Source organism: Ligilactobacillus ceti DSM 22408, assembly GCF_000423245.1.
Taxonomy (GTDB): domain Bacteria; phylum Bacillota; class Bacilli; order Lactobacillales; family Lactobacillaceae; genus Ligilactobacillus; species Ligilactobacillus ceti.
On record NZ_KE383993.1, the window covers coordinates 332,437 to 357,653 of the forward strand.

Sequence of the window (25,217 nt, forward strand, 5' to 3'; positions counted from 1 at the left end):
CCTCCTTTACTCATCTACAGTCTCTAAGATGTCTTCAATACCGCAGTTTAGTGTTTTACATATTTTAAGTAAGACATCAGTTGTTACATTTTCGCATTTTCCTAGTTTTGCCATTGAGGAAGAGCTGATGCCTGCTTTTAGTCTTAGGTCTGTTTTGGTCATGTTTTTATCGATGAGTAGTTTCCATAGTTTGTTGTAGCTTAATTTCATTATTCCACCTCTTTATTCCATGCTACGCCGTATAGTTCATTGCCGTTTTCTGATAGGCGTAGGACTTCGTTTTGTTTTATGATTTTCTTTGTATCTTCTAGGTATGCACCATCTTTATCAAAAGCGATAAAGATTTGTTTGGTTTGCATTTCTTTTTGTGCGTAGATTTGCATGATGCCATTTATTGTTTCATCATCTATGTTTTTAAATAATAGTGAGTCGTGGATGATAGCAGGCAATTCTGTACTTGATAGTACGGAAAGGTCAAAAAGAATCATGCCTTTATAGTTTGTTCCTGTTCCATCATCTTTGGGAGTATAGAACTCATAGCTATTATAGCTTGCTAGATTTAGATGTGGGGCGTGCCTATTTTTGCCATGAATGAGGCTATTAAATTCTTTTAGCTTATTATTTATTGTTAGCTCTATTTCATCTAGGACTTCTTTGATGCTTCGTTCTAGATTTTCCTTAGCTTGCTTTTTAGCGTTTCTTATTCGTTCTTCTTCGATGTAGGCGTTGTTTTGTTCTTCTTTTTCGCGGATTTCTTGTTTTAGTTCATCGTGTTTTTCTAAAAATTCTTTAGGTAATGCCTGAATGATACCTAAATCTTTTATTTCAAGCTGAACCTTATTCATTTTAGTTTTTATATCCTTTATTTGATGTTCTAAAACCTCGCTTTCGCTTTTAAATTCTTCATCTAAGATGCGTGCAAGTTTCTTATGGTATTTTTCTATTTCATAAATCTTTTTGATATTTACATTAGGGAAGAACTTAGTTAGCTCTTCAAGGTCAGCTTCGCTAGGGTATAGTCCATATTCAAGACTGATATTTACAAGGGTTTGTCTTCTTTTCAGATCGCTTAAAATTTCTTCTAATTGAAGCAGGTGAGAAGATAGCTCGTATTTTTTATGTGTCTTTTCGATTGTATCTTCTGCAAACCAAGAGTTTTGCCTTATAGGAAGATTCTCTAGCTCATATTTTAAGGCTTCAATTCTAGCTTCATTATCCTCAAACTCTGTTTTACTTTTTATTTTATTAGGGCTATATCCATAGCTTCTAGAGTTTTTGAAAGTCGTTAGTCTTTTTTCTTCTGATTCTAGCTTTTCACTAAAGGCTTTAATCTCTTTATAGAAATTAAATAAAGAGACTAGATTGCGAACAGAATCTCTTGTGCTTTGCTCTGGGTAGGCTTTTAGTAGTTTCTTTTCGTTGTAGTTATATTTTCCATATATTCTAAAATAAGTACCTACTAGCTCTCTAAAAGAGCGTGGGGTATCAAGTGTGAAGTATTTTTCTTTTAGCCATCCTATGAATTCTTGCTTTGAGATAGACTCACCGATAACTTCATATTTATTATTGCAAGGATAGATTTCATTTTCAGTATCTGTTTTTCTTACAAAGTAATATTTTTTATCAAATTCAAAGCAAAAATATATGCTGTGATGACCTAGGTATTTTACGCCTTCACTGTTTAGATAGGTATTTCCACCAAAGACAAAGTCAATTGCTAAAAGAGCAGAGGATTTACCGATAGAGTTAGCTGCATTCTTATCGCCACTAATAACATTTAAGCCTTTATGAAATACTATCTTTTCACGAGTTTTGCCGTGAGTTTTAAAGACCTCAGAAAACATTTCTATAAGCATATTTTCACCTCACCTTCGTCATTTATGTCTACTGCATTTAGAGCATATAAAGTATCCATTACTGATAGAAAATCAGTAGGAACATCTAAATGCTTTTTTACTGCAAAAAATAGTTCTTTTACATTACTGTTTCCATTTTTAATTTCTTTTAGCACTATTGGTATCAACGCCAAGGTGCTTTTGTTATATGAATAAAGTTTATTTGGTAACTGCATTAAACACCTCGCAACTTTGAATAAAATAAGAGACTACTATGTCGCAATATAGTTTATTTGCAAGAGTAGTTTTATGTATTTTGTTAGAGATTTCATAGAATATCTCTTGTTCACTTCGTTTTGTTTTAGCCATTTTCAGATAAAGGGTACGCATCTGATTTTGAAGTATCTCATATTCGATTACGCCTTGTTTATCAAGATTTATCATTATCTTTTTAATAGATAGAAAATAGGTTGTTACATTGTTTTTAACTAGAAGATATAAGTTAGGGTCTGTAACTTTTTGAGATATCTCTTTTGGATCTAGTGAAACTGATATCGTCATTGGATTTAGTTTAGAAAGATTAGACAAAACATCAGTTAGTCCTTTTTCTAAATGTATGGGGTCTAATAGCTCTTCAGAAACAAAATGCTTGGATAACATCTTTTTAGATAGCTTTAGCTCTTTTATGCGGGTTTTATCATCATCTAGTTGAAATATAGAAAAACACTGAGGACAAAGGGCTATTAGATTATTAAGACCATCTTTTTTATCTTTTTCAATAAGGCTTATTTCATAGACATAATCTAATTTTCCATTTATCTCTTTAGCTAAAGATTTACCGCACTTCATTGGGCAATTCCCGCGGCATTCTTTTAAAAGGTAATTTCCGTATTTAGTTTTATAGTCTTGAGAGCTTTGTTTGATTTTTTTAGTAGTAAGTGCGTCTTTATCTATATATCCAGCAGTTTCTTTTATGTAATTATAAAGCCAATTGGCAATTTTTTTTGCAACATTATTTTTAGTTACAGACGGATCATAGGATTTGAATTCATCAGCTAAAGCCTTTTTTACATCATCTGGCCTCGAGTTTATATTTTCTATTAAGTTTTCAAGAGTAAGTCTATAAGCGATTTTCTTACATAGGTTTTTTGAAAATCCCCTATCTGCAAAATTTCTTAAAGTTCTATCTGAAACACTCTGAGAGGGATCACTTCCGTTTGTCCAATCTGACTCATCTAAATCTGTAATCATCTCTATTACCGAGCGACAAAATATAGGCGTATCGCTACCATCACTTATATATTTTTTCATTATTCTAAAAAGCGTTCTGAAATCCACTATTAACACCCCCTTTCTATTTTTGAGGAATCTTGAGGAACTTTGAGGAAAACAAGGGTTAAATCAAAATTCCGATTTTATAGAATTATATTGAGCAGGGAAAACGAGTCTTCCTAGCAAATAAATTATATCACAAAATTTATTTTTGATAAATAAAAAGTTTGCAATAAGGATATTTTGTTTGAACTGTACCTAAAGAAAGGAGGTAAACAAATGGCTAAAAATTCTAAACAAACATCAAAGAATGTAGCTTCTAAAGCCAGCAAAATTTTAAGAGACGGTAGATACAGTCAAACTAGTAAATCTGTAGCTGCTAGTTGTTTGGCTCAGACTAAGACTAAAAAGAAATAGTCTATTTAAGTTATAACCGCTAGGTATCAAAAGTAAATAAATCCTAGCAGAAATCAAAAATCTCAATACTAGTCTAATAGACGCGCGTATTTAGACGGCGAGATGCATAAGAGAATTAAAAACTTACCTAAGGGAAGTTAGAAGTTCGATGCACTTACCGTGTTTTTGACGTGCCTTATTTTTAGGACTTTTAGAAACTGCAGTGCTTCGGCTCTGCAGTTTTTCTTATGCATCTCGCCTTTGAGAAGAAAGGCGATAAATATGCAAAGAAAAAAAGAAAACAAAATCATTATTGATTGGAGACATGAATATAACATAGAGTCTATCGAACTTGATATGGAGTCTGCAAAAAAGTGGACAAATATCGATATTGAAGATTCTGACACGCTAGAAGATTACCAAAAAAGGGTTCAAGAGTTTATAGACGCTGAATATAACCGTCCTGAATATAACACCATCAGAAAATTTGATAGGCATAGAGGCTATTCGCTGGCTTTGCCAGATGAAGATGGGTTTTGTGATGATGAACCTTTGATGTGCGAGGTTAGGGATAAAAGTATCTTTTATAAAGACAAGCTAAAAATAGAAGAAAAAGAAAGCCGTGAAGATATAGAAATGCTAATCCAAACGGCACTAAAAAAGGATGTAGCTGATTTAGTTATCGCTCACATCCTAGATAGCGTCCCTATAAGAGAGTTTGCCATGATGCGTAATCCTAGAGAAAAAGGCATGACTGATGTTGATTATAGGGAGCTTATAAATAGAAAAGCAAATAATCTCGGTCACCAATTAGCAAGGGCTAAAAAGATTCTGAAAAATATTTTTGAAAAAACATCCGATTTAGCTATCTCCCAAGGCTACTTATTAGAGGGACAAGAGATTCCTTCTAAGAAAAAGTCAAGTCATAGGAGGTAAAAGAAATGACAAAATTACAAGTATTTCAAAATGCAGAGTTTGGAACACTGCGTGCTATCGAAAAAGATGGCAAGGTATGGTTTATCGGTAAAGAGGTAGCAGATGCCCTAGGTTATACCAATACGCAAAAGGCGATAAGGGATCATGTGGATATTGAAGATAGGCTGGGTGAACGAATCGTTCTGTCAGGTCAAAATCGACAAGTTATTTTGATTAACGAATCTGGTATTTATTCACTTATCTTTTCAAGCAAGCTAGAAAAAGCAAAAGAATTTAAACACTGGGTAACAAGTGAAGTCTTACCATCTATTAGAAAAAACGGTGGATATATCAAGGGTCAAGAGCGTTTATCCAACGAGGAATTATTATCTAAAGCACTGCTTGTAGCTAACAATGTGATTGAAGCTAAAAATAAGCAGATTGCTTACCTTGAGCCTAAAGCTTTATTTGCAGATAGCGTTACGGCTTCTAATACTACGATTCTTATTGGAGAACTTGCCAAAATCCTAAAAGGCAACGGTATCGAGATAGGTCAAAACAGGCTTTTTGATTGGCTACGTTCTAATGGTTATCTAATTAAGCGTAAAGGCACAGATTACAACATGCCAACGCAAAAAAGTATGGAACTTGGTCTTTTTAAGATTAAAGAGACAACAATTACGCATTCTGATGGTCATACCACAATTAGTAAAACCACAAAAGTAACAGGTTATGGTCAGCAGTATTTTATAAATCTATTTTTGAAAGGAGGAGAAAAGTAATGAAAAAAGAATTTAGACCACTTGTATATATTTGTGCTCCATATAAAGGAGATATCAAAAGCAATATCAAAAAAGCGAGAGCCTTTGCAGCGTTTGCCTATAAAAAAGGAGCGATTCCCGTTACGACTCATCTGATGTTTCCTTTTCTTGATGATGAAAAAGATAGAAGCACGATTCTTTTTATGGATATTATCCTGCTTGGTAAATGTGATGAAGTGTGGGTGCTTGGAAAAACTATCAGTGAAGGTATGAAAAGAGAGCTTGAAGTATCTAAAAGAAGAAGACAAAAAATCAGATACTTTAGTGATGATTTTAAGGAGGTGAGCGGTTTTGAAAGTAATTCAAACAGAGTATAAAGGCTATCTTTTCCGCTCACGCCTTGAAGCTAGATGGGCAGTATTCTTTGATTCTGTAGGTGTTGATTGGGAGTATGAGGTAGAAGGTTTTGAGTTAGAAGATGGAAGTAAGTATCTGCCCGATTTTCTAATTCATGGAGTAAAAGGGTGTTATGAGGGAGATTTGTATGTTGAGGTAAAAGGGTATCTGTCAAAGTCTGATGCAAATAAGATAAGGCTTTTTGCTAAAGAACATCCAATCTTAATAGTTTCCCGTATCCCTTATGGAAGCGACATCTCATATATCACTGAAAACACTTCTAACATGTCTAGAAAAAGTGTCCATGGGATAGTTCCATTTAATTTTAAGTTTATTGATGGAAGAAATGCACCAGCACACATGGGTCTTAATAAAAAGGGAGGCTTTGAGCTTTTTCAAAACGGCTCATTCTTTTTAGAAGAGCGTAATGATGAAAGCACGGAAAAAGCCTATCGAAATGCCCGTCAAGCTAGGTTTGAGTTTGGAGAAAGTCCGAAATTAGTGGGGGTGAGATAATGAAGTTTAATCTTTATGTATCAGATAAGGTTCAAAGAAAAGATAACTGCTACTACAAAGCAAATCACCTAATCAAGAACGCTAGCGATATGCTATCAGCCGTGAGTTTTGATCATACTTGCGGTGAGTTTAAGGGAAGCTACCGCTCTAAAGCAAACTTTATATCTTCTAATGTAGATGTCTTTGATCTTGATAATGACCATAGTGAAAATCCCGATGATTGGATTTATCCAGAAGACTATGAGTTTATTTTAGGAGATGTATCCTACGTTATTGTTCCAAGTAGGAACAACCTAAAATCAAAAAACGGCAAAGCTCCTAGACCAAGGCATCATGTGTATCTAGCTCATAAGCCTTTTAATAGTGCAAGTGAATGTGAAGAGTTTAAAAAGAAGGTTTTTGAAAAGTTTAGCTTTTTTGATTCTAACGCACTTGATGCTTCAAGGTTTGTTTATGGTCATAGCGTAAAAGCTGATGAGATTATTTGGAATGAAGGCTCTTATACTTTTGATGAAGTCTTATCTCAAGAAATTGATGCTTTTGAGGTTTTTGATAAGGAAAGTGAAAATATCAAAGAGGGTCAAAGAAACTCTAACATGAGTAGAATGGCAGCTAGACTTATAAAAAGGTATGGGAACTCTGATGAGGCAAAAAGAATCTATCTTGAAAAATCAAGGCTATGTGATCCTCCTTTATCAAAAGAAGAGTTATCTAGCATTTGGTATAGTGCGGTTAAATTTGGAAAACGCATAAGTAAAAGTGAAGGCTATATTCCGCCAGAAGAATATAATAAGCCCATCGAGTGGGAAGAGCCGATTGCTTTTAATGATTATGAACTTCCCCCATTTCCTACCCACGCATTGCCTAGCGTTATCTCTGATTATGTGATGGAGTTATCTGAAAGCACGCAAACACCTATTGATATGGCAGCGACTTCATCTCTTGCAGTCCTTTCTGTTGCCATGCAAGGCAAATTTAAGATTAAAGCAAAAGATGACTGGATAGAGCCTGTTAATACTTTTGTGCTTGATGTAATGGAGCCATCAGAACGAAAGTCTGCCGTGCAAAGTGCAATGATAAAACCTCTTAATATGTATGAGACAGAGCAAAATAGAATCAATCAAGGCATTATCGAATCAAGCAAAATGCGAAAGCGAATCCTTGAAAAAAAGCAAAAAGCGATCGAAGACCAAGTCGCCAAAGGAAAAGCTGGAAAAGAAGAAATAACTAAAATTGCTGATGAGATTGCTAGCTTTGAGGAAACAAAGCCACTAAAACTTTATGTTGATGATATTACAACAGAAAAGCTAATCTCTGTCATTGCACAAAACGATGGAAGAGCTGCGATTCTTTCAACAGAAGGCGGTATTTTTGATACGCTATCTGGTGCTTATTCTAAGACAGTAAATATTGATGTCATGCTTAAAGGCTATTCTGGAGATAGCATAAGGGTTGATAGGATTGGAAGAGATAGCGAGAGCATTTTAAGTCCTACCTTAACCATTCTTTTAATGGTGCAACCAAGCGTTCTATCTGGACTTATGCAAAACGGAGTGTTCAGAGGCAGGGGGCTTACTGCAAGGTTTTTATACTGCATACCAAGGTCTCTTGTTGGAAAAAGAAAGTATTACTCAAAGCCAGTAAATAAAGATACCTATAAGGCGTATGAAGCTAGAATCGTAAACATCTTAGAAGATTCAGAAGAAGAACTAATAACCTTATCTAGTGAAGCTGATAGGCTTATTGCTACTTTTGCCCAAGACCTTGAAGGAAAGCTAAAGACTCAATATGAAGACATTATCGAGTGGGCAGGAAAGCTAGTAGGTAACATTTTAAGAATCTCAGCCCTTTTAACAAGAGCACAGATAGAAAGAAAGCACGACTTTTTAGATGTGAATGAGCCTCTTATCGTAGATGAAAAGACAATGGAAAACGCCATCAGCATTGGCAGGTATTTTATAAGCCATGCAAAAGCAGCTTTTATTCTTATGGGAATTGAAGATAGTGAAAAAGAAGTGCGTAAAGTCCTAGAACAAATCAAGGAAAAAGGCATAACCGAATTTAGCGTCAGAGATTTAATGAGAACTTGTAGAAACCTTAAAAATAGAACGGTAGCCCTTAGCGTCATTGAAAAACTCATAGATTATGGCTATGTGAACGAAAAAGATGATCCAAATTATGCAGGCGTTGGTAGACCAAAAGGAAGAAAGTATTTAGTAAATCCTATGATTTATGGAGGTAAAAATGATTGAAAAACAAATAGAAAATTACCTAGTAAAGAAAGTTAGAAACGCAGGCGGGGTGGCTTTTAAGTTTGTGAGTCCAGGAAATGCTGGCGTTCCAGATAGGTTAGTTCTACTTCCAAAAGGGATAGTAGCTTTTGTAGAAGTAAAAAGTAAAGGTAAAAAGCTAAGAGGTATTCAAGAGGCGAAGAAAAGGCAGATAGAAAAATTAGGTTTTAAGGTTTATGTGGTTGATGAAAAAGAGAAAGTTGATGAGTTAATGAATAGTTTTGTCCTTTTGTCCGAATTAAATTCTTAATTATGTCCCACGCCAAAAGCCTTATTTTATGCGGTTTAGAGGAGATTTTTAATTTTGTCCTTTTGTCCCAGCTTATGTGTGCGTATAAATGCTTTTATGTCCTTTATAAAAGTTTTGTCGTATATAATACTTATTTTTTATATATTATATTATATTTTAAATTCTTATATACACTTTCACACACAAGCCTAGGGACAAAAGGACAAAAAGGACAAAAGCACTGAAGCCCTTATAAATCAAGGTTTACAGGCGTTGGAGTTTTTGAAAATAAATGTGGACACCTCGGACAAAAGTGTGAAAGGAGGAATATATGGAATACATTGCACATAACTATCAAAAAGTAGCAACTAACTTTATTTTAGATAGAAAAATATCAGCCCTATTTCTAAACTGCGGACTTGGAAAAACAAGTATAACCTTATCAGCCATTGATGAACTGATGCTAGATAGATTTGATGTAGCAAAAGTACTCGTTATTGCACCACTTAGAGTTTGTAATGTTTGGAAAGATGAAATCAAAAAATGGAATCATCTAAAAGACCTAAGCTACTTACTTATCGTTGGAAGTAAAAAGGATAGAGAAAAAGCACTCAGCCAAAAAGCACATATCTATGTAATCAATCGTGAAAATGTAGACTGGTTAATAACAAAAAGTGGATACCATTTTGATTTTGATATGCTCGTCATTGATGAATTATCGAGTTTCAAAAATGGACAATCAAAAAGGTTCAAAAGCCTTATAAAAGTTAGACCTTTTATAAAAAGAGTAGTAGGACTTACTGCAACACCTGCATCAAATGGACTGATGGACTTATGGGCAGAGTTTAAGCTAATAGATGGTGGAAGAAGATTAGAAAAATATATCACACATTACAGAAAAAAATACTTTGAACCAGATCTAAGAAACGGAATGCAGATATACTCATACCTTCCAAAGCCAAATGCAGAAAAAGCAATCTATAAACAAATATCAGACATAACCATCTCAATGGAATCAAGTGATTATCTAGATATGCCAGATTTAGTTTTTAACAAGGTAAAAGTATATATGGATGATGGCGAGAAGGAAATCTATGATGAGATGAAGAAAAAATTTGTAGTAGAGGTGCTTCGTAGAAAAAGAGAGGAGGATATACAAAATAACTGGGCAAGCGTAGAAATTGATGCAGTAAATGCTGGCGTGCTATCTGGAAAACTACTGCAACTAGCAAGTGGTGGAATTTATGATGAAGACTCAACTGCTCACTTTATCCACGATAAAAAGCTATATGCACTAGAAGACTTGATAGAAGCAGCAAATGGAAATCCTGTGCTTGTCGCATACTGGTTTGGCTTTGATAGAGAAAGGATAAAGGAGCGATTCAATGTAAGAGAAATAAAAACAGAAAAAGACATCTCCGATTGGAACGAAGGTAAAATTCCTGTTGCGATTATGCATCCAGCAAGTGCAGGACACGGACTTAACCTTCAAAAAGGCGGATCAACTCTTATCTGGTATTCACTCACATGGAGTCTAGAACTGTACCAGCAGACCAACGCTAGACTTTATAGGCAAGGACAAGACCAAACAGTTATCATTCATCATATTGTTTGCAGTGGAACGATTGATGAACAGGTAATGAAAGCACTGAAAAATAAGAAGAAAAATCAAGACAGTCTTATAGAAGCTGTGAAAGTACACATTGAGTAGAGGTTCTATAAGAGAACTTACCTCAAAGAGAAAAGAGGTAAGAAATGAAAGCAAAAGACTATTTTAAGAAAATAGAAAAACTAGAAAAAGGCATCGACCTTAAAAAACAAAGAGTAGAAATCTTTAGGCAAATAGCAGGAAGTCCCGCGTCTCCTAGATATTCACACATGCCAAAGCCACCACAACGAAGAAGCATGTCGCCTATGGCTGATGCTCTTGATAAAGCCCTAGACCTAGAAGAAGAAATCAAAACAGATGAAATAAAACTAAATGCAATGAAGGTGGAAGCGTTAGATATTATTGGTGAAATGCCTAGTACTGTGCATCAGCAGATTTTGATTGGTAGATACTTTGAGCATTTAAGCTGGGATAAGCTGATAGCAAAAGTCTTATATGAAAGACGCTATGTTTATAAAATGCACGGCAGAGCTTTGTGTTCTTTTGAAAAAATAGTACATGATAGAAAAAAGACACTAAAAGACACCTAAAGACACTATAAAACACAAGTTCACCTGTGTTATTATATAATCAGCAAAAAGTATAAGAGCCCTTGCAGGACAAACCTGTGAGGGTTTTTCTTATGCCCAATAAAGAGGAGGTCTTATGCCAAGGAAACCGAAAAGACCATGCTCTTTTCCAAACTGTCCAAAACTTACTGATGGTAGGTTTTGTGAGAGGCATGAAAAAGAAGATAACAAGAGGTATGAAAAGTATGGTCGTAAGTATAAGAGTTCTCAAAGGTATGGAAGAGTATGGAAACGAATAAGAGATAGTTATGTTAGGACTCATCCTTTTTGTGAGATGTGTTTTAAGGCTGGAGTTATGAAAGAAGTGGAACAAGTCCACCATAAGCTACCGCTTAATGAAGGTGGAACGCATGATATAAATAATCTTATTTCTTTATGTCAAAGCTGTCACTCACGAATTCACGCCGAGCGTGGTGATAGATGGAATAACAAAAAATAGCCACCTTGTTAGTGGCTATTTCTTAAATAAATCTGAATGCGTGCCAGTATCTGCAAGGGTTAATGTTAAAATGTCATCTTCTATCAAATAGATGAGTAACCAGTCTGGTTGCAGGTGACATTCATGATAACCGATGAAGTTACCTTTTAAAGCGTGAGGTTTATATTTTGCATCGAGTTCTTTACCCTGACGTAAAGTATCGATAACGCTTTCTAGTATAGACATATCTAAACCACGCTTTTTAGCACGCTTATAGCTTTTCTTAAAAGCGTTGGTGTACTTAACTATATACATTGTTAAGCGTCCAAAGCTGACATTAGGTCATGCATATTTGTATAGCCTTTGACATCAGGATCGTGAGCGATACGCTTAGCTTCAACCATAGCTTCTAGTGTTTCTTGATTGTATTCTGGCATGCTTACAGTAAATGGTAGACCATTTCTTAGCACGCATTGACTAAGAAACATGTTAACGGCAGTGGACATATCAAGACCAAGCCTTGCAAAAAGTTCTGATGATAATTTTTTAGTATCTGAATCGATACGAATTTGAGTTGGAATTGTTTTAGCCATAATCATTGCCTCCTTCGAGATGATTATAATACAAATAGTTTACAATGTCAATCAAAATACAAGATAGATAACGGGTAGGGGCGGTCATTATCTGTAAAACCTAGCCTGCAGAACAACGGGCGTCCAGTCTTACGCAGAAAAAATGTTTTTCAAAGGGGGTATAGCCCCTATTTTTTATGAAAGGGGTGATGATTATTAGTAAAGATGGAACTATGAGAGGTGGAAGACGAGTAAAAACAGGTAGAAAATCAAAGCCTCTAACAGAAAAAATCGCACAAGGCGAAAAAGCAAAAGTATTAGAAATTGAAGATTTGTTTGTCGGCGATATACCAGAAGGTGCTGACATAGATTACGGCGATGTAATTCCAGAACCAAGCAGCTATTTATCAGCTACACAAAAAGATGGGACAAGTCTTGGTGCTGATCAAATTTATAAAGAGATATACAAGTGGTTAAAAGAGCGTGGATGTGAAAAGTTAGTCAGTCCAAGGACAGTTGAAAGTTATGCCCAGTCGTTTGCTCGTTATGTGCAATGCGAAAGTGCAATCAGTCAGTTTGGTCTACTCGGTAAACATCCAACAACAGGCTCTCCTATGGCGTCTCCTTTTATATCGATGAGTCAGTCCTTTCAAAAGCAAGCGCAGGCAGTGTGGTATGAGATAGGACAAATTGTAAAAGAGAATTGCTCGGTTGAATACAGTGGAGATCCTAATGCTGATGCAATGGAAAGGTTACTTCGTATGAAGAGATAGAAAGGAAAATTTTATGATAGAAAAAGTAAATCCAAAACATCCAGATAAAATCTCGGATAGAATAGCGGGTGCAATTCTTGACCTAGCTTACAAGTTAGAAAAAGAGCCAAAGGTAGCAGTTGAAGTGCTACTGGGTCATGGCAAATGCCATACCATTATTGAAACCACGGTCGGTTTTAAGGTAAAAGCGATTGAGGAGATTATTAAACGCATCGCTGGTGATGTTGTTTGTGATGTGGTGGTTGTAAAACAAGATGAGCATTTAACAAGAAACCAAACAGGCAAAATCAGATGTGGTGATAACGGAATATTTAAGGGCATGCCTTTAACAGGTGAATCTAAAAAGCTATCAAAGATAGCTAGGGGTATTTATAGTAGGTATCCATTTGATGGTAAGTACATTCTTGATGGAGAAAAGCTAATCATCTGCCAATCCAATGCTAAAACAAGTGAGCTAGAAACTCTGTATCCAAGTGCGGTGGTTAATCCTCTTGGTGATTGGACTGGTGGATCTGATGTTGATTCGGGAGCTACGAACAGAAAACTAGGAAGCGATATGGCAGATAGTGTTACTGGTGGTGGCTTGCATGGTAAGGATTTATCAAAGGCAGATGTATCAGTAAATATTTATGCGTTTTTGAAAGCACAAGAAACTGGTAAGGAAGTAAAACTGTCATGTGCTATTGGTGATACCGAGATTGATGGAAAACCTTATGAAGAGATAGTGAAACTTGCGAGAGATTACATTGATGCTGTTGGTGGTTTTGAGGAGTTTGCTAAGTGGGGTCTTTTTTAACAAGGAGGAATAGATGAATAAAGAAACTAAATATTTTATAGCTGATATTGATGAGCTTATTCCTTATGTTAATAATGCAAGAACTCACTCTGAGGCACAGGTTAATCAAATCGCATCAAGTATTAAAGAGTTTGGATTTTTAAATCCTGTTCTTATTACGGGAGATAATACTATCTTGGCTGGGCATGGGAGAATCTTAGCTGCAAGAAAGCTAGGGCTTAAGAAGATACCTTGTATTAAAGAAGAACATTTAAGTGAGTCACAAAAGAAAGCCTACATTATTGCAGATAACAAACTAGCTCTTAATGCTGGCTGGGACATGGAGCTTTTAAGTATTGAGTTAAGTGAGCTTGAAGGTATGGATTTTGATATTGACCTTATCGGTTTTACTGGTGAGGAGCTTTCTAAAATCTTTGATGAAGGAAAAGAAGCAACCGAGGATAAGTTTGATGTTGAAAAAGAACTAGAAAAACCTAAAACTTCTAAGCTAGGTGATGTTTGGCATATCGGAAAGCATACAGTGATTTGTGGTGATTCAACAGATGGAGAGGTTTATTCAAAGCTACTGGAAGATAAAAAGGTAAATCTAGTATGCACCGACCCGCCATATATGATCGACCTTGATAGTGCATCGGGGAAAATCAAAAACGATAACCTGAAAGATAAGGAAGCCTATGAGTTTTTACTGGGGGCTTTTACTAATTTTAAGGACTATATGTCAAAGGATGCATCAATCTATGTTTTCTATGCAACGATGAAAGCTCGTATTTTCTATGATGCTTATGAAGATGCAGGTTTTAAGGTTGGAGCTGGTCTTATATGGAAAAAGCCTCGTGCTCCTCTTATGAGAACTGATTGGAAATTTAACATGGAGCCAATCATCTGGGGGTGGAGAAAAGATGGCAAGCATATCTGGTATGGAGACCAAAAACAAAAAGCCGTGTTTGAGTTTGATGGACTTTCTAATTCCAAGACAGAGGGATTTGGTCATCCATCAAGTAAACCAGTGCCACTTATTGCTTATTTGATTAAACAATGCACACAAACAAATGGTTTAGTGCTTGAAAGAATAATACCTAATATAATACAATTAAATTTTTTCACGCACCCTTTGAAATCCCCTTATAATAAGGCGTTTGTTTAACAATAGCTACTAATTACAACTAAAAACACATCAAATTTAACTCCAACTTTTAAGGTTTGGGGCTTTTTTATTTTTAGGGGTGTCAAGAAATTGCTATGGGTGTCAAAACTCTCTAAAAACCTTGATAAATAAAGGTTTTCTTTATATTCGAGTTGTATTAAACATATTGCTTGACTATTTTTTCTCTTTGAGTGATGTATGTGTAAAGGAGAAAAAGGGCTATGAAAACAGTAAAAGAAATAATAGATGGACAACTGAATTATGGACTATCAAGCATCTTAGTAGATTATATTTTGGATAAAAAACTTATCGCTAATATGAAAGCTAAAAGTATAAAAGACAAGCTAAATAAAAAATATGCTCCTGCTAGTCGAATGTTGGAGGGGCTAGATGAAAGAAATAATTAAGATTGAAAATACTACTTTTAAAATCAAAAAAATTAACAAGTTAAGAGTAGCTGCTTATGCTAGAGTATCAACGGAAAAAGACGAACAGAAAATAAGCATTGAGGCACAAAAAGAATATTTTAAATACTTCATATTAAATAATCCAAAGTGGGAATTTGCAGGTCTATTTGTAGATGAAGGGTTAAGTGGAACATCCTATCATAAGCGTGAAGGCTTTAATCAAATGATAGATAAAGCAAGAAACGGTGAAATAGATCGTATAGTAACAAAGTCGATTAGTAGATTTGCTAGAAACACAGTAGATACAATTAGCATCATAAGAGAACTTAAAGCTAAAGGTATATCTGTGTTTTTTCAAAAAGAAAATATTGATACCTTAGATGCTAAAAGTGAGTTCGTTCTTACTTTAATGTCTAGTTTTGCACAGGAGGAATCTAGGTCAATCTCTGAGAATATAACATGGGGTCATCGTAAAAGATTTAGGGATGGAAAGGTTACTGTTCCTTTTAGTAGTTTCTTAGGATATAGCAGAGGAGAAAAAGGAGAACTTGTTGTTAATGAACAAGAGGCAAACATTGTAAGAGCTATCTACTACTTAAGGGTTATAGGATGCACTATAAATCAAATAGTCAAAGAATTAGAAACAAATAATGTTCTAACACCTCAAAAGAAAGAAAAGTGGAATCATAGTGTGGTGCTAAGCATTATTAGAAATGAAAAATATAAAGGTGATGCTCTACTACAAAAAAAGTTCACAGTAGATTTTCTAACTAGAAAACAGAAAGTAAACGAGGGAGAACTACCACAATATTATGTAGAAAATAGCCACCCACCGATAGTTTTAAGAGATACCCATGAATACGCAAATAAATTATTAGAAACAGATGCGAAAAGTGAAAATAAAAAAACTATAACATCTGCACTATCATCAAAAATAGTATGCAAAGAGTGTGGGGACTATTATGGTCGCTTTAAGATTCATCCTGAATGGCATGGTGGAAGATGGGCTTGGAGATGCAGAAATAAATATAGTAGAACCAGCAAATGCAAAGTAAGACATATCTATGATGATGAATTAATAAAAAGCATCAGCAAAGCGATAATGGAATATATAAAAACTAGAGATGACTTAATTAAAGAAGTAGAAGATATATCAAAAGTTAGTATAAACAGTTATTTAACTGAAAATAAGTCCTTCATGAACTATGTACTTATTGATAGAACCATATCACCAATTATTAAAAGCATATATGTGAATAAAAATCATGTAGCAGATATAGAACTTATAGATGGAACTGTTATAAAAGATATTGTTATTGAGGGAACATGTATAAAAGTAGGTAGACGACTAGATAAAAAGTATCTAAAACGCATTAAATATCAAGACTCATTTAAAAAATGGTTAGAGTTAAGATACCTAAAAAATCAAGTAAGAAACATATTACAAAAAGTAAACCAAGTAAATAGAATACTAGAAATTAAAGATGCAAAAACTTATATAAATGAATTAGAAAAACAAGATGATTTTTCTAAATATCAAAGTGAAGTAAAGAAAGACTATATATATGCTATTAGACTTTATTTTGAATTTTTATATGAATGCATACAAGATGAAATAGAGGACTTAGGACTTACTGGTTTTGAATGGCAAAGGATCAACTGGCAACAAACAACCAAAGAAGTAGATACATCAATTGATGAGTTTAAGGAGTGGTTAAATGAGTCAACCGAGTACAGTCCTACAACGCAGAAAAATATAATAAAAAAAGTTAGAAAAGCTCATAGAATATTATCTATCGCAAACAAAACAAATTATATTTATCAATTAGAAAAAACTAAAGAATATCAGTGTTTAAGCAACAAGATACAATCAGTTATTAAATATTCGTATAAAGTATATTTGAGGTTTATTACAGAAAAATAAAATAACAAAAAAGTAATTACTTTATAGATGATAAATTTTCTAAAAAATGGTATAATGTTGCTAATGGGAGGACTGTAATTATGAGTAAAAATAATGCAAGTAAAGTAATGAAGAAAACAATGAAGTTTTACAACATGTCCGATTTTCTAAGAGGTAAATCATCACAGATTATTACGAAGACATCAGATGATGACGATACTGCATTTGTTATGAAACATGGCAAGCCAGTTGCAGTGTTAATCTCTCATAAGAAATACGAGAGATTGATGCAAGAAGGCATTGACATAGAAGAAATTTAAAAAGAAAAGGAAAACAAAGTAATGGCAGTAAAAAAATCAAAGCTATACTCACTACTATGGGAAGCAAGTAATAAATTAAGAGGTGGTGTAGAGCCATCAAGATATAAAGACTATGTGCTTATATTGTTATTTTTTAAATATGTATCAGATAAATATAAAGGTCAAAAATATGCAGAATTTAAGGTAACTCAAGGAGCATCATTTGATGACCTTATAGCATTAAAAGGAACAAAAAACATCGGAGAGGATGTAGACAAAATAATCCAAAGTTTCCTAGAAGCAAATGGGTTACAGGGATCACTACCAGATGTTAGTTTTAATAATCCAGAAGAATTAGGAACAGGGAAAGAATTAGTAGATAAGGTTTCTGGACTAGTTAGAGTATTTGAAAATCCAATGCTTGACTTTAAAAACAACAGAGCAAGTGGAGACGATATTATTGGTGATGCATATGAATACTTTATGATGAAGTTTGCACAAGAATCAGGTAAGAGCAAAGGACAATTTTATACACCAAGTGAAGTATCAAGAGTATTAGCTAGTTTGGTAGGAATTAATAAAATTAAATATAGCAAAAATAAGTCTTGGACGCTCCACGAAATGACTATATAGTAAATGATACACTGAAATTCTAATTAAATCCCCTATAAAATACCTTGAAATAAAGGGAAAAGACAGAATAGAATAAAAACAATTGAAAAATACACCATCCAATAAGCTCTAAATTTAGGGTCTTTTTTTATGTAAAAATAATTTTTTAGGGGGTTTAAGGTTGTGTGTCTAAAAATAGGGGTGTTTAAAATATATTAAAATTACAAAAAAGTAATTACTTTTTAGATGATAAAATTTTCATAAAATGGTATAATGAAGATAGTGGGAGGACTGTAATTATGGATAAAAATAAAGAAGTCAAACAAATAAAAAAAGCAATGAAATTTTATAGTATGTCAGATTTTTTAAGAGGACAGTCATCTAAGATAATAACAAAAATATCTAATGATGATGAGACAGCATTTGTAATGAAACACGGAAAGCCAGTTGCAGTGCTAATATCACATGAGAAATATGAAAGGTTAATGAAACAAGGAATTGACCTTGAAGAATATTAATAATAAAAAAGGAAGTAATTTAATGAAAACAACATATGACGCATTAGAATATAATAAATTAGTTAGCTTTATCTGGTCAGTGGCAGATGAATGCTTAAGAGATGTATATAACAGAGGTAAATATAGAGATGTGATTATCCCTATGACTGTTATACGAAGATTAGATTTAGTACTAGAACCAAAGAAAAAAGAAATTTTAGAATTAAAGGAAAGTCTATCAAAAAGTGGAGCAGAGGATATTTATAAAACATTAGATGTCGCTGTTGATCTACCATTTTATAATATTTCTAAATTTAACCTTAAAGATTTAAAAAGTGAAACAAATAAGCAGAATTTAAAGAAAAATTTTGAAGAATATCTAAATGGATTTTCAGATAATGTAAAAGAAATTTTAGCTAAATTTAAGTTTTTTAACCAACTAGATACAATGACAGAGGCGGGGATACTTGGTGATGTTATTGAAAAATTCACATCAAGTAAATTAAATCTTAGTCCATATCCAGTAACTAACAGTGATGGAGAAATTATTAAACCTGCACTAGACAATCATGCTATGGGTACATTATTTGAAGAACTTATTAGAAAATTTAATGAAGAAAATAATGAAGAAGCAGGAGAGCATTTTACTCCAAGAGATGTAGTAGAACTTATGGCAGATATAGCTTTAATACCTGCAATAGATGATATCAAAGATGGTACATACACAATTTATGATGGAGCTTGTGGAACACTTGGTATGGGAACAGTTGCAGCAGAAAGATTTAAAGAGTTGGCAAAAAATAAAGATAAAAACATATCTGTATATCTAACAGGACAAGAAGTACAACCAGAAACTTATGCCATATCAAAAGCTGATATGTTAATTAAAGGTGAAAATTTAAATGAAAATGAAGTGTTTTATGGTTCGACTTTATCTAGTGATGGAGCTTATGATAAACATTTCGATTTTATGCTATCGAATCCACCATATGGGAAAAATTGGAAGACAGATTTAGCTAAACTTGGAGCTGGAAGTAACAAAGATGCTAAAAAGAATATTATAGATAAAAGATTTATTACAGAATTTGCAGGTGATGGAGATTACTCTATGATACCAGCAGTCAGTGATGGACAATTATTATTCTTACTTAACAATATAGCTAAGATGAAAAAAGATTCAAAACTAGGTAGTCGTATTGTTGAAGTACATAATGGATCAGCACTCTTTACTGGTGATGCTGGAAGTGGTGAGAGTAACGCCCGTAGATATATGGTTGAAAATGACCTAATAGAAGCTATTATTCAGTTACCAGAAAATATGTTTTATAATACAGGTATTACTACTTATATTTGGGTTTTATCAAATAGAAAACCAGAAGAAAGAAAAGGAAAAATCCAACTAATAGATGCATCAAATTATAAGAGAGCATTACGTAAGAATATGGGTAAGAAAAACTGCGAGTTATCTAATCAAGACAAAAAAGATATTTTAAAATTATATCTTAATTTTGCAGAAACAGAAGAAAGCAAGATTTTAAATAATAGCGACTTTGGATACTATAAGATTGTAGTTAATCGTCCAGAAATAGATGAAAACGACAATTTCGTAAAAGATAAAAAAGGTAAGGTTAAGTTTGATAAATCATTAAAAGATACTGAAATAGTACCTATGAACTATGAAGGTGGAATTGATGCCTATATGGAAAAAGAAGTATTGCCTTATTATCCATATGCAGAATATGATAAAAAATCAATAAAGATAGGATATGAAATTAACTTCACTAAATATTTTTATAAACCAAAAGAACTGGAAAGTGTAGAAATTATTGTAGAAAAAATAAAAGTTCTAGAAAAAGAATCAGATGGAATGCTAAAAGGCATTTTGGAGGGTTTGCATGAATAGATATAAAGAATATAAAAAAGTAGAACTTCCATATTTACATGAGGTGCCAGAGCATTGGACGGTTAGAAGAATAAGTACTATTTTTGAATTAAGGAAAGAAAAAAACAAACCTATTAAAACAGAAAATATATTATCTTTAAGTGCTAAATATGGAGTTACACTTTATTCAGAACGAATAGAAAAAGGTGGAAATAAACCAAAAGAAGATTTAACGGCATATAATATTTGTCATGAGGGAGATATATTACTTAATTGTATGAATATTGTAGCAGGTTCGGTAGGAATTTCTAAATATTTTGGAGCAATAAGCCCTGTTTATTATGCGTTAAAAGTTCGAGATGATAATGTATCTTCTAAATATATGGAATATTTATTTAGAAATTATAATTTTCAAAGGAGTTTAGTCGGTTTAGGTAAAGGCATACAAATGTCCGAAACCGATGATGGTAGGTTATATACAGTTAGAATGAGAATATCTTGGGATAGTCTTAAAACACAAGAGTTTATAGTGCCGCCATTTAAAGAGCAAGAACAAATAGCTAATTATCTTGATTGGAAGATTAGTGAGATAAATAAACTTATTAAGATTGAGAAAGAAAAAATAACGGAATTAAAGAAAGCATTTAATAAAAAAATTCAATTTAATTATAACTTGTTTGATTCAAGGTTAATTAAACTTAAATTTTTATTAAAAGAAAAATTAAAATATGGTCTCAATGTAAGTGGGAATTTAACAGGTGAATATAGGTATATCAGGATTACAGATATTGATAAAAATGGAAAGTTAAAAGACGATAATAAACTTTTTGTAGACATTGAGGATGATAATTTTGTACTTCAAAAAGGTGATGTATTATTTGCACGAAGCGGAGCAACAGTAGGAAAAACCTATATTTTTAATGATAGTGAGAAATGTTCATTTGCTGGATATCTAATAAGAGCTAGAGTGTCTGATAAAATAATTCCTAAATATTTATACGACTATACGAACACTGCCGATTATGAAGAATGGAAGGACAGTATTTTTATAAAATCAACAATTCAAAACATAAGTGCTGAAAAGTATAATGACTTATTAATTCCCGTAATTGATTTAGAAAAACAGAAGATTGTAGTAGCAAATAATCAAAAAGTGTATGAGCAGTATACTGATTTAATTGATTTAACTAATAAAAAAATAGAAGAACTAAAATCTTTGAAACAATCGCTTATATCAGAAGTTGTAACAGGGAAGATTGATGTTAGGAATATAAATATCCCTATATTTGAAGCTGTTGATATAGAAGAAGATATTGATTTAGAGGAATTAATTGAAGAGGAGAATTAGATGAATTTAATAGAGTATTATTTAAAAAATATTACTGATAAAGAATATCACTATAAATTTTTAAAATCTATTACTAATATTTCTAATAAACCTAATATTGGTAGGAATTACTACGATGTTTATGATTTAGATGATGCAATTGCTAAATTTAAAGATGTGTGTATGCCAGAAAATGAAAAGGATACTAGCGAAGAATATAAATGTTTATTTTATGTATTAACTTATTATTTAAATAAGAATTACTATAAAATAAAAGAGTTTCCATTAGTATTAGAAAGACCACCAGAAACACCGTTTAAATTTACTTATGAACAAATAAGAAATGAACTCATAAACTTGGGTAAGTATGATGGCAATTCTGTAAAATGGGATGATAGAAGGCAGTTTGTTTATAATTTACACTTTATTCGTGGTAATGATTATTACCTAACAGAAGAGATTGATGTAAAATTTAAAAAGATATCAAACAGGTCAGCTTCTTTTAATAATATGACACAAGATGAAAAATTAATGGAAATGGCTAATCTAATAGAGAATTTATTAAATGTATATGGTAAATATTTAAAATTAGATTATTCTAATATTAGTAATGATTTTCTTAATACTGATATTATTAAGGCATATAGAAAAAAGCTACAATGTTTTAGACATAGTAATGAAAAAACATTAATTGAAAGAAATAGTTATAATAATAAGCAAAAGGAATTTTTAATTAAATATGGACTATCAATTTTGGATGCTATTTATTATACATTAAATAAAGGAGATAAGTAATGGGAATTAGAACAAATAAATTTGAGGATGAATTAGAAAAAAATATCATCGAATATCTAGAGCACTCACAAGGATATGAATATATAAAGCCTAGTGAAATGAAAAGTTCATATAATAAAAAGTATGGTATTGATGAAGTTAGATTATTGAGATTTATTAAAGAAACCCAATTAGAAAAATATGAAAAGTTAAAATTAGATACAGAAACTGGAAAAACTAATTTTTTCAGAAGGTTATCAGATATTATAAGAAAAGATGGAGTTGTTTCTGTCCTTAAAAATGGAATAAAGTGTTATCCAGTAGAAAATGCAATTTTGTTTTACCATGCTTTAGATAAGAAAAGACCAGCATCATTTGATGAATTTAATAGTAATATTTTTGCTGTTACAAACCAATTTACTTATTCTGAAAGTAATCCTGCTTTAGAACTTGATTTGTGTATATTCATTAATGGTCTACCGATTATTACAATGGAACTTAAAAGTCGTGCATCTAGTACTGGTTGGACATATAAAGATGCAGAAGAACAATATAAAAATGAAAGAAGCAATAAAGATAAATTGTTTGAGTTCAAAAAATGTATTGCTCATTTTGCAGTAGATGAAAATATGATTAGTTTTACTACTAAGATTGATGGTAAAGATACAAAATTTATGCCATTTAATAAAGGTGTGAATGGTGGAGCAGGTAATCCTGTAAATGATGGAACAATGACAGATTATTTATGGAAGTACTTTTTAGATAAAGAAACACTTACATCTTTAATTGTAGATTTTTGTAATGTTGTTAAAGATAAAGAAAGTAAAAAAGAAACACTTATTTTCCCAAGGTTTCATCAACATAGAGTGGTTACAAGATTACTTGCAGATGTATTAGAAAAAGGAGTAGGACAAAAATACCTAATACAACATAGTGCGGGAAGCGGCAAGTCTAATTCAATTACATGGCTTGCATATAGACTTGTAACTGCTGAAAGAAATGATAAAAAAGTATTTGATTCTGTAATAGTTGTAACGGATAGAAAAGTTTTAGATAGTCAAATAAGCAAAAATATCAGAAACTTTTTAGATGTAAGTTCTATTGTAGGAAGGGCAGGTTCTTCAAAAGAGTTGAAAGAAATGTTATCCGATGGCAAAAAGATTATTACAACAACTGTTCAAAAGTTTCCATACATTTTAAAAGATATAGGAACAACACTTAAAGATAATAATTTTGCAGTTATTATTGATGAGGCACATTCATCACAAAGTGGTAAAGCAGCAGCATCTCTTAATATGTCTATATCTGGTAAGGTGGATTTTAATGAAGATTTTGAAGTTGAAGATTTATTATCTGCTTTAATTGAAGCTAAAACAATGCCGAAAAATGCTAGTTTCTTTGCTTTTACAGCTACTCCAAAAGCTAGAACCATTGAGATGTTCGGCTCAGCATTCGATGTATATTCAATGAAACAAGCGATAGAAGAAGGTTTTATTTTAGATGTATTAAAAAATTATACTCAATATCAGAATTATTATAAGATTTATAAAACAATAGAAGATAATCCAGAATTTGACTCTAAAAAAGCAAAGAGAAAAATTAGAAGTTATGTTGAGGGGCAAGAATTTCCTATTAGACAAAAAGCAGAAGAAATTGTAAATCATTTTATTAATAACACTAAAAATAAAATAAATGGTAAAGCGAAAGCTATGGTTGTTACTAGTAGTATTTTAAGAGCTATTGATTATTACTATGCTATTAATGATATTCTTAAAAATACTAAAACAGGATATAAAGCAATAGTAGCCTTTTCTGGCGAGAAGGAGTATAAAGGTAAAAAATTAACTGAAAGTAGTATAAATGGATTTTCTGATAAAGAAACTCCTATAGAATTTAAGAAAGATGAATATAAATTCTTAATTGTAGCGGATAAATATCAAACGGGTTATGATGAACCACTACTTCATACAATGTATGTAGATAAGGTATTAAATAGTGTAAAAGCGGTACAAACATTATCTAGACTTAATAGAAGTGCTAAAAATAAAATAGATACTTGTGTTATTGATTTTGCTAATGATCCAGAAGACATTGAAAAATCATTCCAACCTTATTACAAGGAAACTAAATTAGAAAAAACAACTGATCCTAATAAAATTTATAATATTTTATCTGATTTAGATAGTAAATATGTTTATGAAGAAGATGAAGTAAATAGATATGTTGAGTTATTCTTGGATGATAGTGAAAGATATCTATCAGATCCAATATTAGATAAGTGTGTTGAAAGATATAAAGAATTAGATGAAGAAGATCAAGTGGAATTTAAGAGTGGAGTTAAATCATTTTTAAGAACATATAACTTTTTAGCTTCAATACTTCCTATTGGACAAGTTGAATGGGAGAGAAAATCCATCTTCTTTCAAGGGCTAATTTATAGATTGCCTACACCAAAAGGTAATGATGATTTAACAGCTGGAATTTTAGAAAGTATAGACCTTGAAAGCTATCGTCTTGAAAAAAGAAATGCTGTAGATATTATTTTAGAAAATGAAGACGGACAAGTTGCTAATATTGATACAGGAATTGGCAGAAAATCAGAACCAGAGATGGATTTGCTTGAAAAGATTGTAGCAAATTTCAATGATATTTTTGGGAATATTGAATGGCAAGATAAAGATAATGTAGAAAGACAAATTCGTGAATTACCAAATATGGTAATGAAAAATGAAAGATTAAAAAATGCATTAAAAAATTCTGATGTAGAAAATGTTAAAAAAGAATACGGAGTTGCATTAGATAAAGCATTAAGAAGTATTATAAAAGATAATATGGATTTATTTGTACAATATACTAATAATGATAATTTTAGTAGTTGGCTTAAAAAATCTATTTTTGAAGAGATTTTAGAAAGATCTAAAAATATGCAAGAAGAAAATAAATAATATTAAAAGAGAGGTGTTC

General features: G+C 32.3%; 28 protein-coding genes. 22 read left to right on the top strand and 6 right to left on the bottom strand.

The features are described 5' to 3' along the window. Window positions 1–6: 6 nt before the first annotated feature. Genes G540_RS0104485 through G540_RS0104500 form a run of 4 tightly spaced genes read right to left on the bottom strand, consistent with a single transcriptional unit; the run spans window position 7 to window position 3,173 of the window. Entirely contained in the window at window positions 7–210 is a 204-nt protein-coding gene (locus G540_RS0104485) for a helix-turn-helix domain-containing protein (RefSeq protein ID WP_027107088.1), read from the bottom strand. After that, complete coding sequence (locus tag G540_RS0104490; RefSeq protein WP_027107089.1) at window positions 210–1,856, bottom strand: DUF2326 domain-containing protein; 1,647 nt, start codon at window positions 1,854–1,856, stop codon at window positions 210–212. The genes G540_RS0104485 and G540_RS0104490 overlap by 1 nt, the downstream gene beginning before the upstream one ends. Further along, window positions 1,847–2,071: an ABC-three component system middle component 7 gene (locus tag G540_RS0104495; RefSeq protein ID WP_027107090.1), complete on the bottom strand. Its 225-nt coding sequence runs from the start codon at window positions 2,069–2,071 to the stop codon at window positions 1,847–1,849. The genes G540_RS0104490 and G540_RS0104495 overlap by 10 nt, the downstream gene beginning before the upstream one ends. Beyond that, window positions 2,055–3,173, bottom strand: coding sequence for an ABC-three component system protein (locus G540_RS0104500; protein ID WP_027107091.1), 1,119 nt, complete (start codon window positions 3,171–3,173; stop codon window positions 2,055–2,057). Before G540_RS0104500 ends, G540_RS0104495 begins: the two co-directional genes overlap by 17 nt. A 213-nt stretch (window positions 3,174–3,386) precedes the next feature. Between G540_RS0104500 and G540_RS07495 the strand changes: the two genes are divergently transcribed. The 10 genes from G540_RS07495 to G540_RS07545 all read left to right on the top strand — a co-directional run bounded on the left by G540_RS07495 (window position 3,387) and on the right by G540_RS07545 (window position 11,288). Then, window positions 3,387–3,524 carry a hypothetical protein gene (locus G540_RS07495; protein WP_169439101.1) on the top strand — a complete coding sequence of 46 codons (138 nt, stop codon included), beginning with the start codon at window positions 3,387–3,389 and terminating at the stop codon, window positions 3,522–3,524. 261 nt (window positions 3,525–3,785) lie between these two features. After that, window positions 3,786–4,439, top strand: coding sequence for a hypothetical protein (locus G540_RS0104510; RefSeq protein ID WP_027107092.1), 654 nt, complete (start codon window positions 3,786–3,788; stop codon window positions 4,437–4,439). Between the two features lie 5 nt (window positions 4,440–4,444). Then, window positions 4,445–5,200, top strand: coding sequence for a phage antirepressor (locus tag G540_RS0104515; RefSeq protein WP_027107093.1), 756 nt, complete (start codon window positions 4,445–4,447; stop codon window positions 5,198–5,200). Then, window positions 5,200–5,556 carry a DUF7768 domain-containing protein gene (locus G540_RS0104520; protein WP_027107094.1) on the top strand — a complete coding sequence of 119 codons (357 nt, stop codon included), beginning with the start codon at window positions 5,200–5,202 and terminating at the stop codon, window positions 5,554–5,556. Before G540_RS0104515 ends, G540_RS0104520 begins: the two co-directional genes overlap by 1 nt. Beyond that, the gene (locus tag G540_RS0104525) at window positions 5,531–6,091 is read left to right on the top strand and encodes a PDDEXK family nuclease (protein WP_027107095.1); all 561 of its coding nucleotides are present in this window, start codon (window positions 5,531–5,533) and stop codon (window positions 6,089–6,091) included. The genes G540_RS0104520 and G540_RS0104525 overlap by 26 nt, the downstream gene beginning before the upstream one ends. Continuing rightward, window positions 6,091–8,343 (top strand): DUF3987 domain-containing protein, encoded by a 2,253-nt coding sequence (locus G540_RS0104530; protein ID WP_051188966.1) that lies wholly within the window; start codon window positions 6,091–6,093, stop codon window positions 8,341–8,343. The genes G540_RS0104525 and G540_RS0104530 overlap by 1 nt, the downstream gene beginning before the upstream one ends. Beyond that, entirely contained in the window at window positions 8,336–8,632 is a 297-nt protein-coding gene (locus tag G540_RS0104535; RefSeq protein ID WP_035463605.1) for a VRR-NUC domain-containing protein, read from the top strand. Before G540_RS0104530 ends, G540_RS0104535 begins: the two co-directional genes overlap by 8 nt. 310 nt (window positions 8,633–8,942) lie before the next feature. Continuing rightward, the gene (locus G540_RS0104540) at window positions 8,943–10,322 is read left to right on the top strand and encodes a DEAD/DEAH box helicase (RefSeq protein WP_027107098.1); all 1,380 of its coding nucleotides are present in this window, start codon (window positions 8,943–8,945) and stop codon (window positions 10,320–10,322) included. Between the two features lie 44 nt (window positions 10,323–10,366). Further along, window positions 10,367–10,810 carry a hypothetical protein gene (locus G540_RS0104545; RefSeq protein WP_027107099.1) on the top strand — a complete coding sequence of 148 codons (444 nt, stop codon included), beginning with the start codon at window positions 10,367–10,369 and terminating at the stop codon, window positions 10,808–10,810. 313 nt (window positions 10,811–11,123) lie between these two features. Then, window positions 11,124–11,288: an HNH endonuclease signature motif containing protein gene (locus G540_RS07545; RefSeq protein WP_338048137.1), complete on the top strand. Its 165-nt coding sequence runs from the start codon at window positions 11,124–11,126 to the stop codon at window positions 11,286–11,288. 15 nt (window positions 11,289–11,303) lie between these two features. Here the strand turns inward: G540_RS07545 and G540_RS0104555 are convergent, their stop codons facing one another. Together G540_RS0104555 and G540_RS0104560 are read right to left on the bottom strand one after the other, a co-directional pair. Further along, the gene (locus G540_RS0104555; RefSeq protein ID WP_027107101.1) at window positions 11,304–11,582 is read right to left on the bottom strand and encodes a type II toxin-antitoxin system YafQ family toxin; all 279 of its coding nucleotides are present in this window, start codon (window positions 11,580–11,582) and stop codon (window positions 11,304–11,306) included. A gap of 2 nt (window positions 11,583–11,584) precedes the next feature. Continuing rightward, on the bottom strand, window positions 11,585–11,860 hold the full coding sequence (locus G540_RS0104560; RefSeq protein ID WP_035463606.1) for a type II toxin-antitoxin system RelB/DinJ family antitoxin: 276 nt from the start codon (window positions 11,858–11,860) through the stop codon (window positions 11,585–11,587). A gap of 176 nt (window positions 11,861–12,036) precedes the next feature. Between G540_RS0104560 and G540_RS0104565 the strand changes: the two genes are divergently transcribed. The 12 genes from G540_RS0104565 to G540_RS0104620 all read left to right on the top strand — a co-directional run bounded on the left by G540_RS0104565 (window position 12,037) and on the right by G540_RS0104620 (window position 25,198). Then, window positions 12,037–12,612 carry a P27 family phage terminase small subunit gene (locus G540_RS0104565; RefSeq protein ID WP_425311137.1) on the top strand — a complete coding sequence of 192 codons (576 nt, stop codon included), beginning with the start codon at window positions 12,037–12,039 and terminating at the stop codon, window positions 12,610–12,612. Window positions 12,613–12,625: 13 nt separating this feature from the next. Continuing rightward, the gene (locus tag G540_RS0104570; protein ID WP_027107104.1) at window positions 12,626–13,408 is read left to right on the top strand and encodes an S-adenosylmethionine synthetase N-terminal domain-containing protein; all 783 of its coding nucleotides are present in this window, start codon (window positions 12,626–12,628) and stop codon (window positions 13,406–13,408) included. 13 nt (window positions 13,409–13,421) lie between these two features. Further along, a complete protein-coding gene (locus tag G540_RS07070) occupies window positions 13,422–14,552 on the top strand; it encodes a site-specific DNA-methyltransferase (protein ID WP_081653543.1) in 1,131 nt (376 codons plus the stop codon). A 221-nt stretch (window positions 14,553–14,773) separates the two neighbouring features. Beyond that, window positions 14,774–14,959 carry a hypothetical protein gene (locus G540_RS0104580; RefSeq protein WP_027107105.1) on the top strand — a complete coding sequence of 62 codons (186 nt, stop codon included), beginning with the start codon at window positions 14,774–14,776 and terminating at the stop codon, window positions 14,957–14,959. Next, entirely contained in the window at window positions 14,943–16,883 is a 1,941-nt protein-coding gene (locus tag G540_RS07285; RefSeq protein WP_051188967.1) for a recombinase family protein, read from the top strand. The genes G540_RS0104580 and G540_RS07285 overlap by 17 nt, the downstream gene beginning before the upstream one ends. 80 nt (window positions 16,884–16,963) lie before the next feature. Further along, a complete protein-coding gene (locus G540_RS0104590; RefSeq protein WP_027107106.1) occupies window positions 16,964–17,182 on the top strand; it encodes a type II toxin-antitoxin system Phd/YefM family antitoxin in 219 nt (72 codons plus the stop codon). A 21-nt stretch (window positions 17,183–17,203) separates the two neighbouring features. Further along, complete coding sequence (locus G540_RS0104595) at window positions 17,204–17,794, top strand: type I restriction-modification system subunit M N-terminal domain-containing protein (RefSeq protein ID WP_027107107.1); 591 nt, start codon at window positions 17,204–17,206, stop codon at window positions 17,792–17,794. 278 nt (window positions 17,795–18,072) lie between these two features. Next, the gene (locus G540_RS0104600; protein ID WP_027107108.1) at window positions 18,073–18,291 is read left to right on the top strand and encodes a type II toxin-antitoxin system Phd/YefM family antitoxin; all 219 of its coding nucleotides are present in this window, start codon (window positions 18,073–18,075) and stop codon (window positions 18,289–18,291) included. Between the two features lie 22 nt (window positions 18,292–18,313). After that, complete coding sequence (locus G540_RS0104605; protein ID WP_027107109.1) at window positions 18,314–20,173, top strand: type I restriction-modification system subunit M; 1,860 nt, start codon at window positions 18,314–18,316, stop codon at window positions 20,171–20,173. Continuing rightward, window positions 20,166–21,500, top strand: coding sequence for a restriction endonuclease subunit S (locus G540_RS0104610; RefSeq protein ID WP_027107110.1), 1,335 nt, complete (start codon window positions 20,166–20,168; stop codon window positions 21,498–21,500). The genes G540_RS0104605 and G540_RS0104610 overlap by 8 nt, the downstream gene beginning before the upstream one ends. Continuing rightward, window positions 21,501–22,274, top strand: coding sequence for a hypothetical protein (locus G540_RS0104615; protein WP_027107111.1), 774 nt, complete (start codon window positions 21,501–21,503; stop codon window positions 22,272–22,274). Next, window positions 22,274–25,198, top strand: coding sequence for a type I restriction endonuclease subunit R (locus G540_RS0104620; protein ID WP_027107112.1), 2,925 nt, complete (start codon window positions 22,274–22,276; stop codon window positions 25,196–25,198). Before G540_RS0104615 ends, G540_RS0104620 begins: the two co-directional genes overlap by 1 nt. Window positions 25,199–25,217 lie beyond the last annotated feature (19 nt).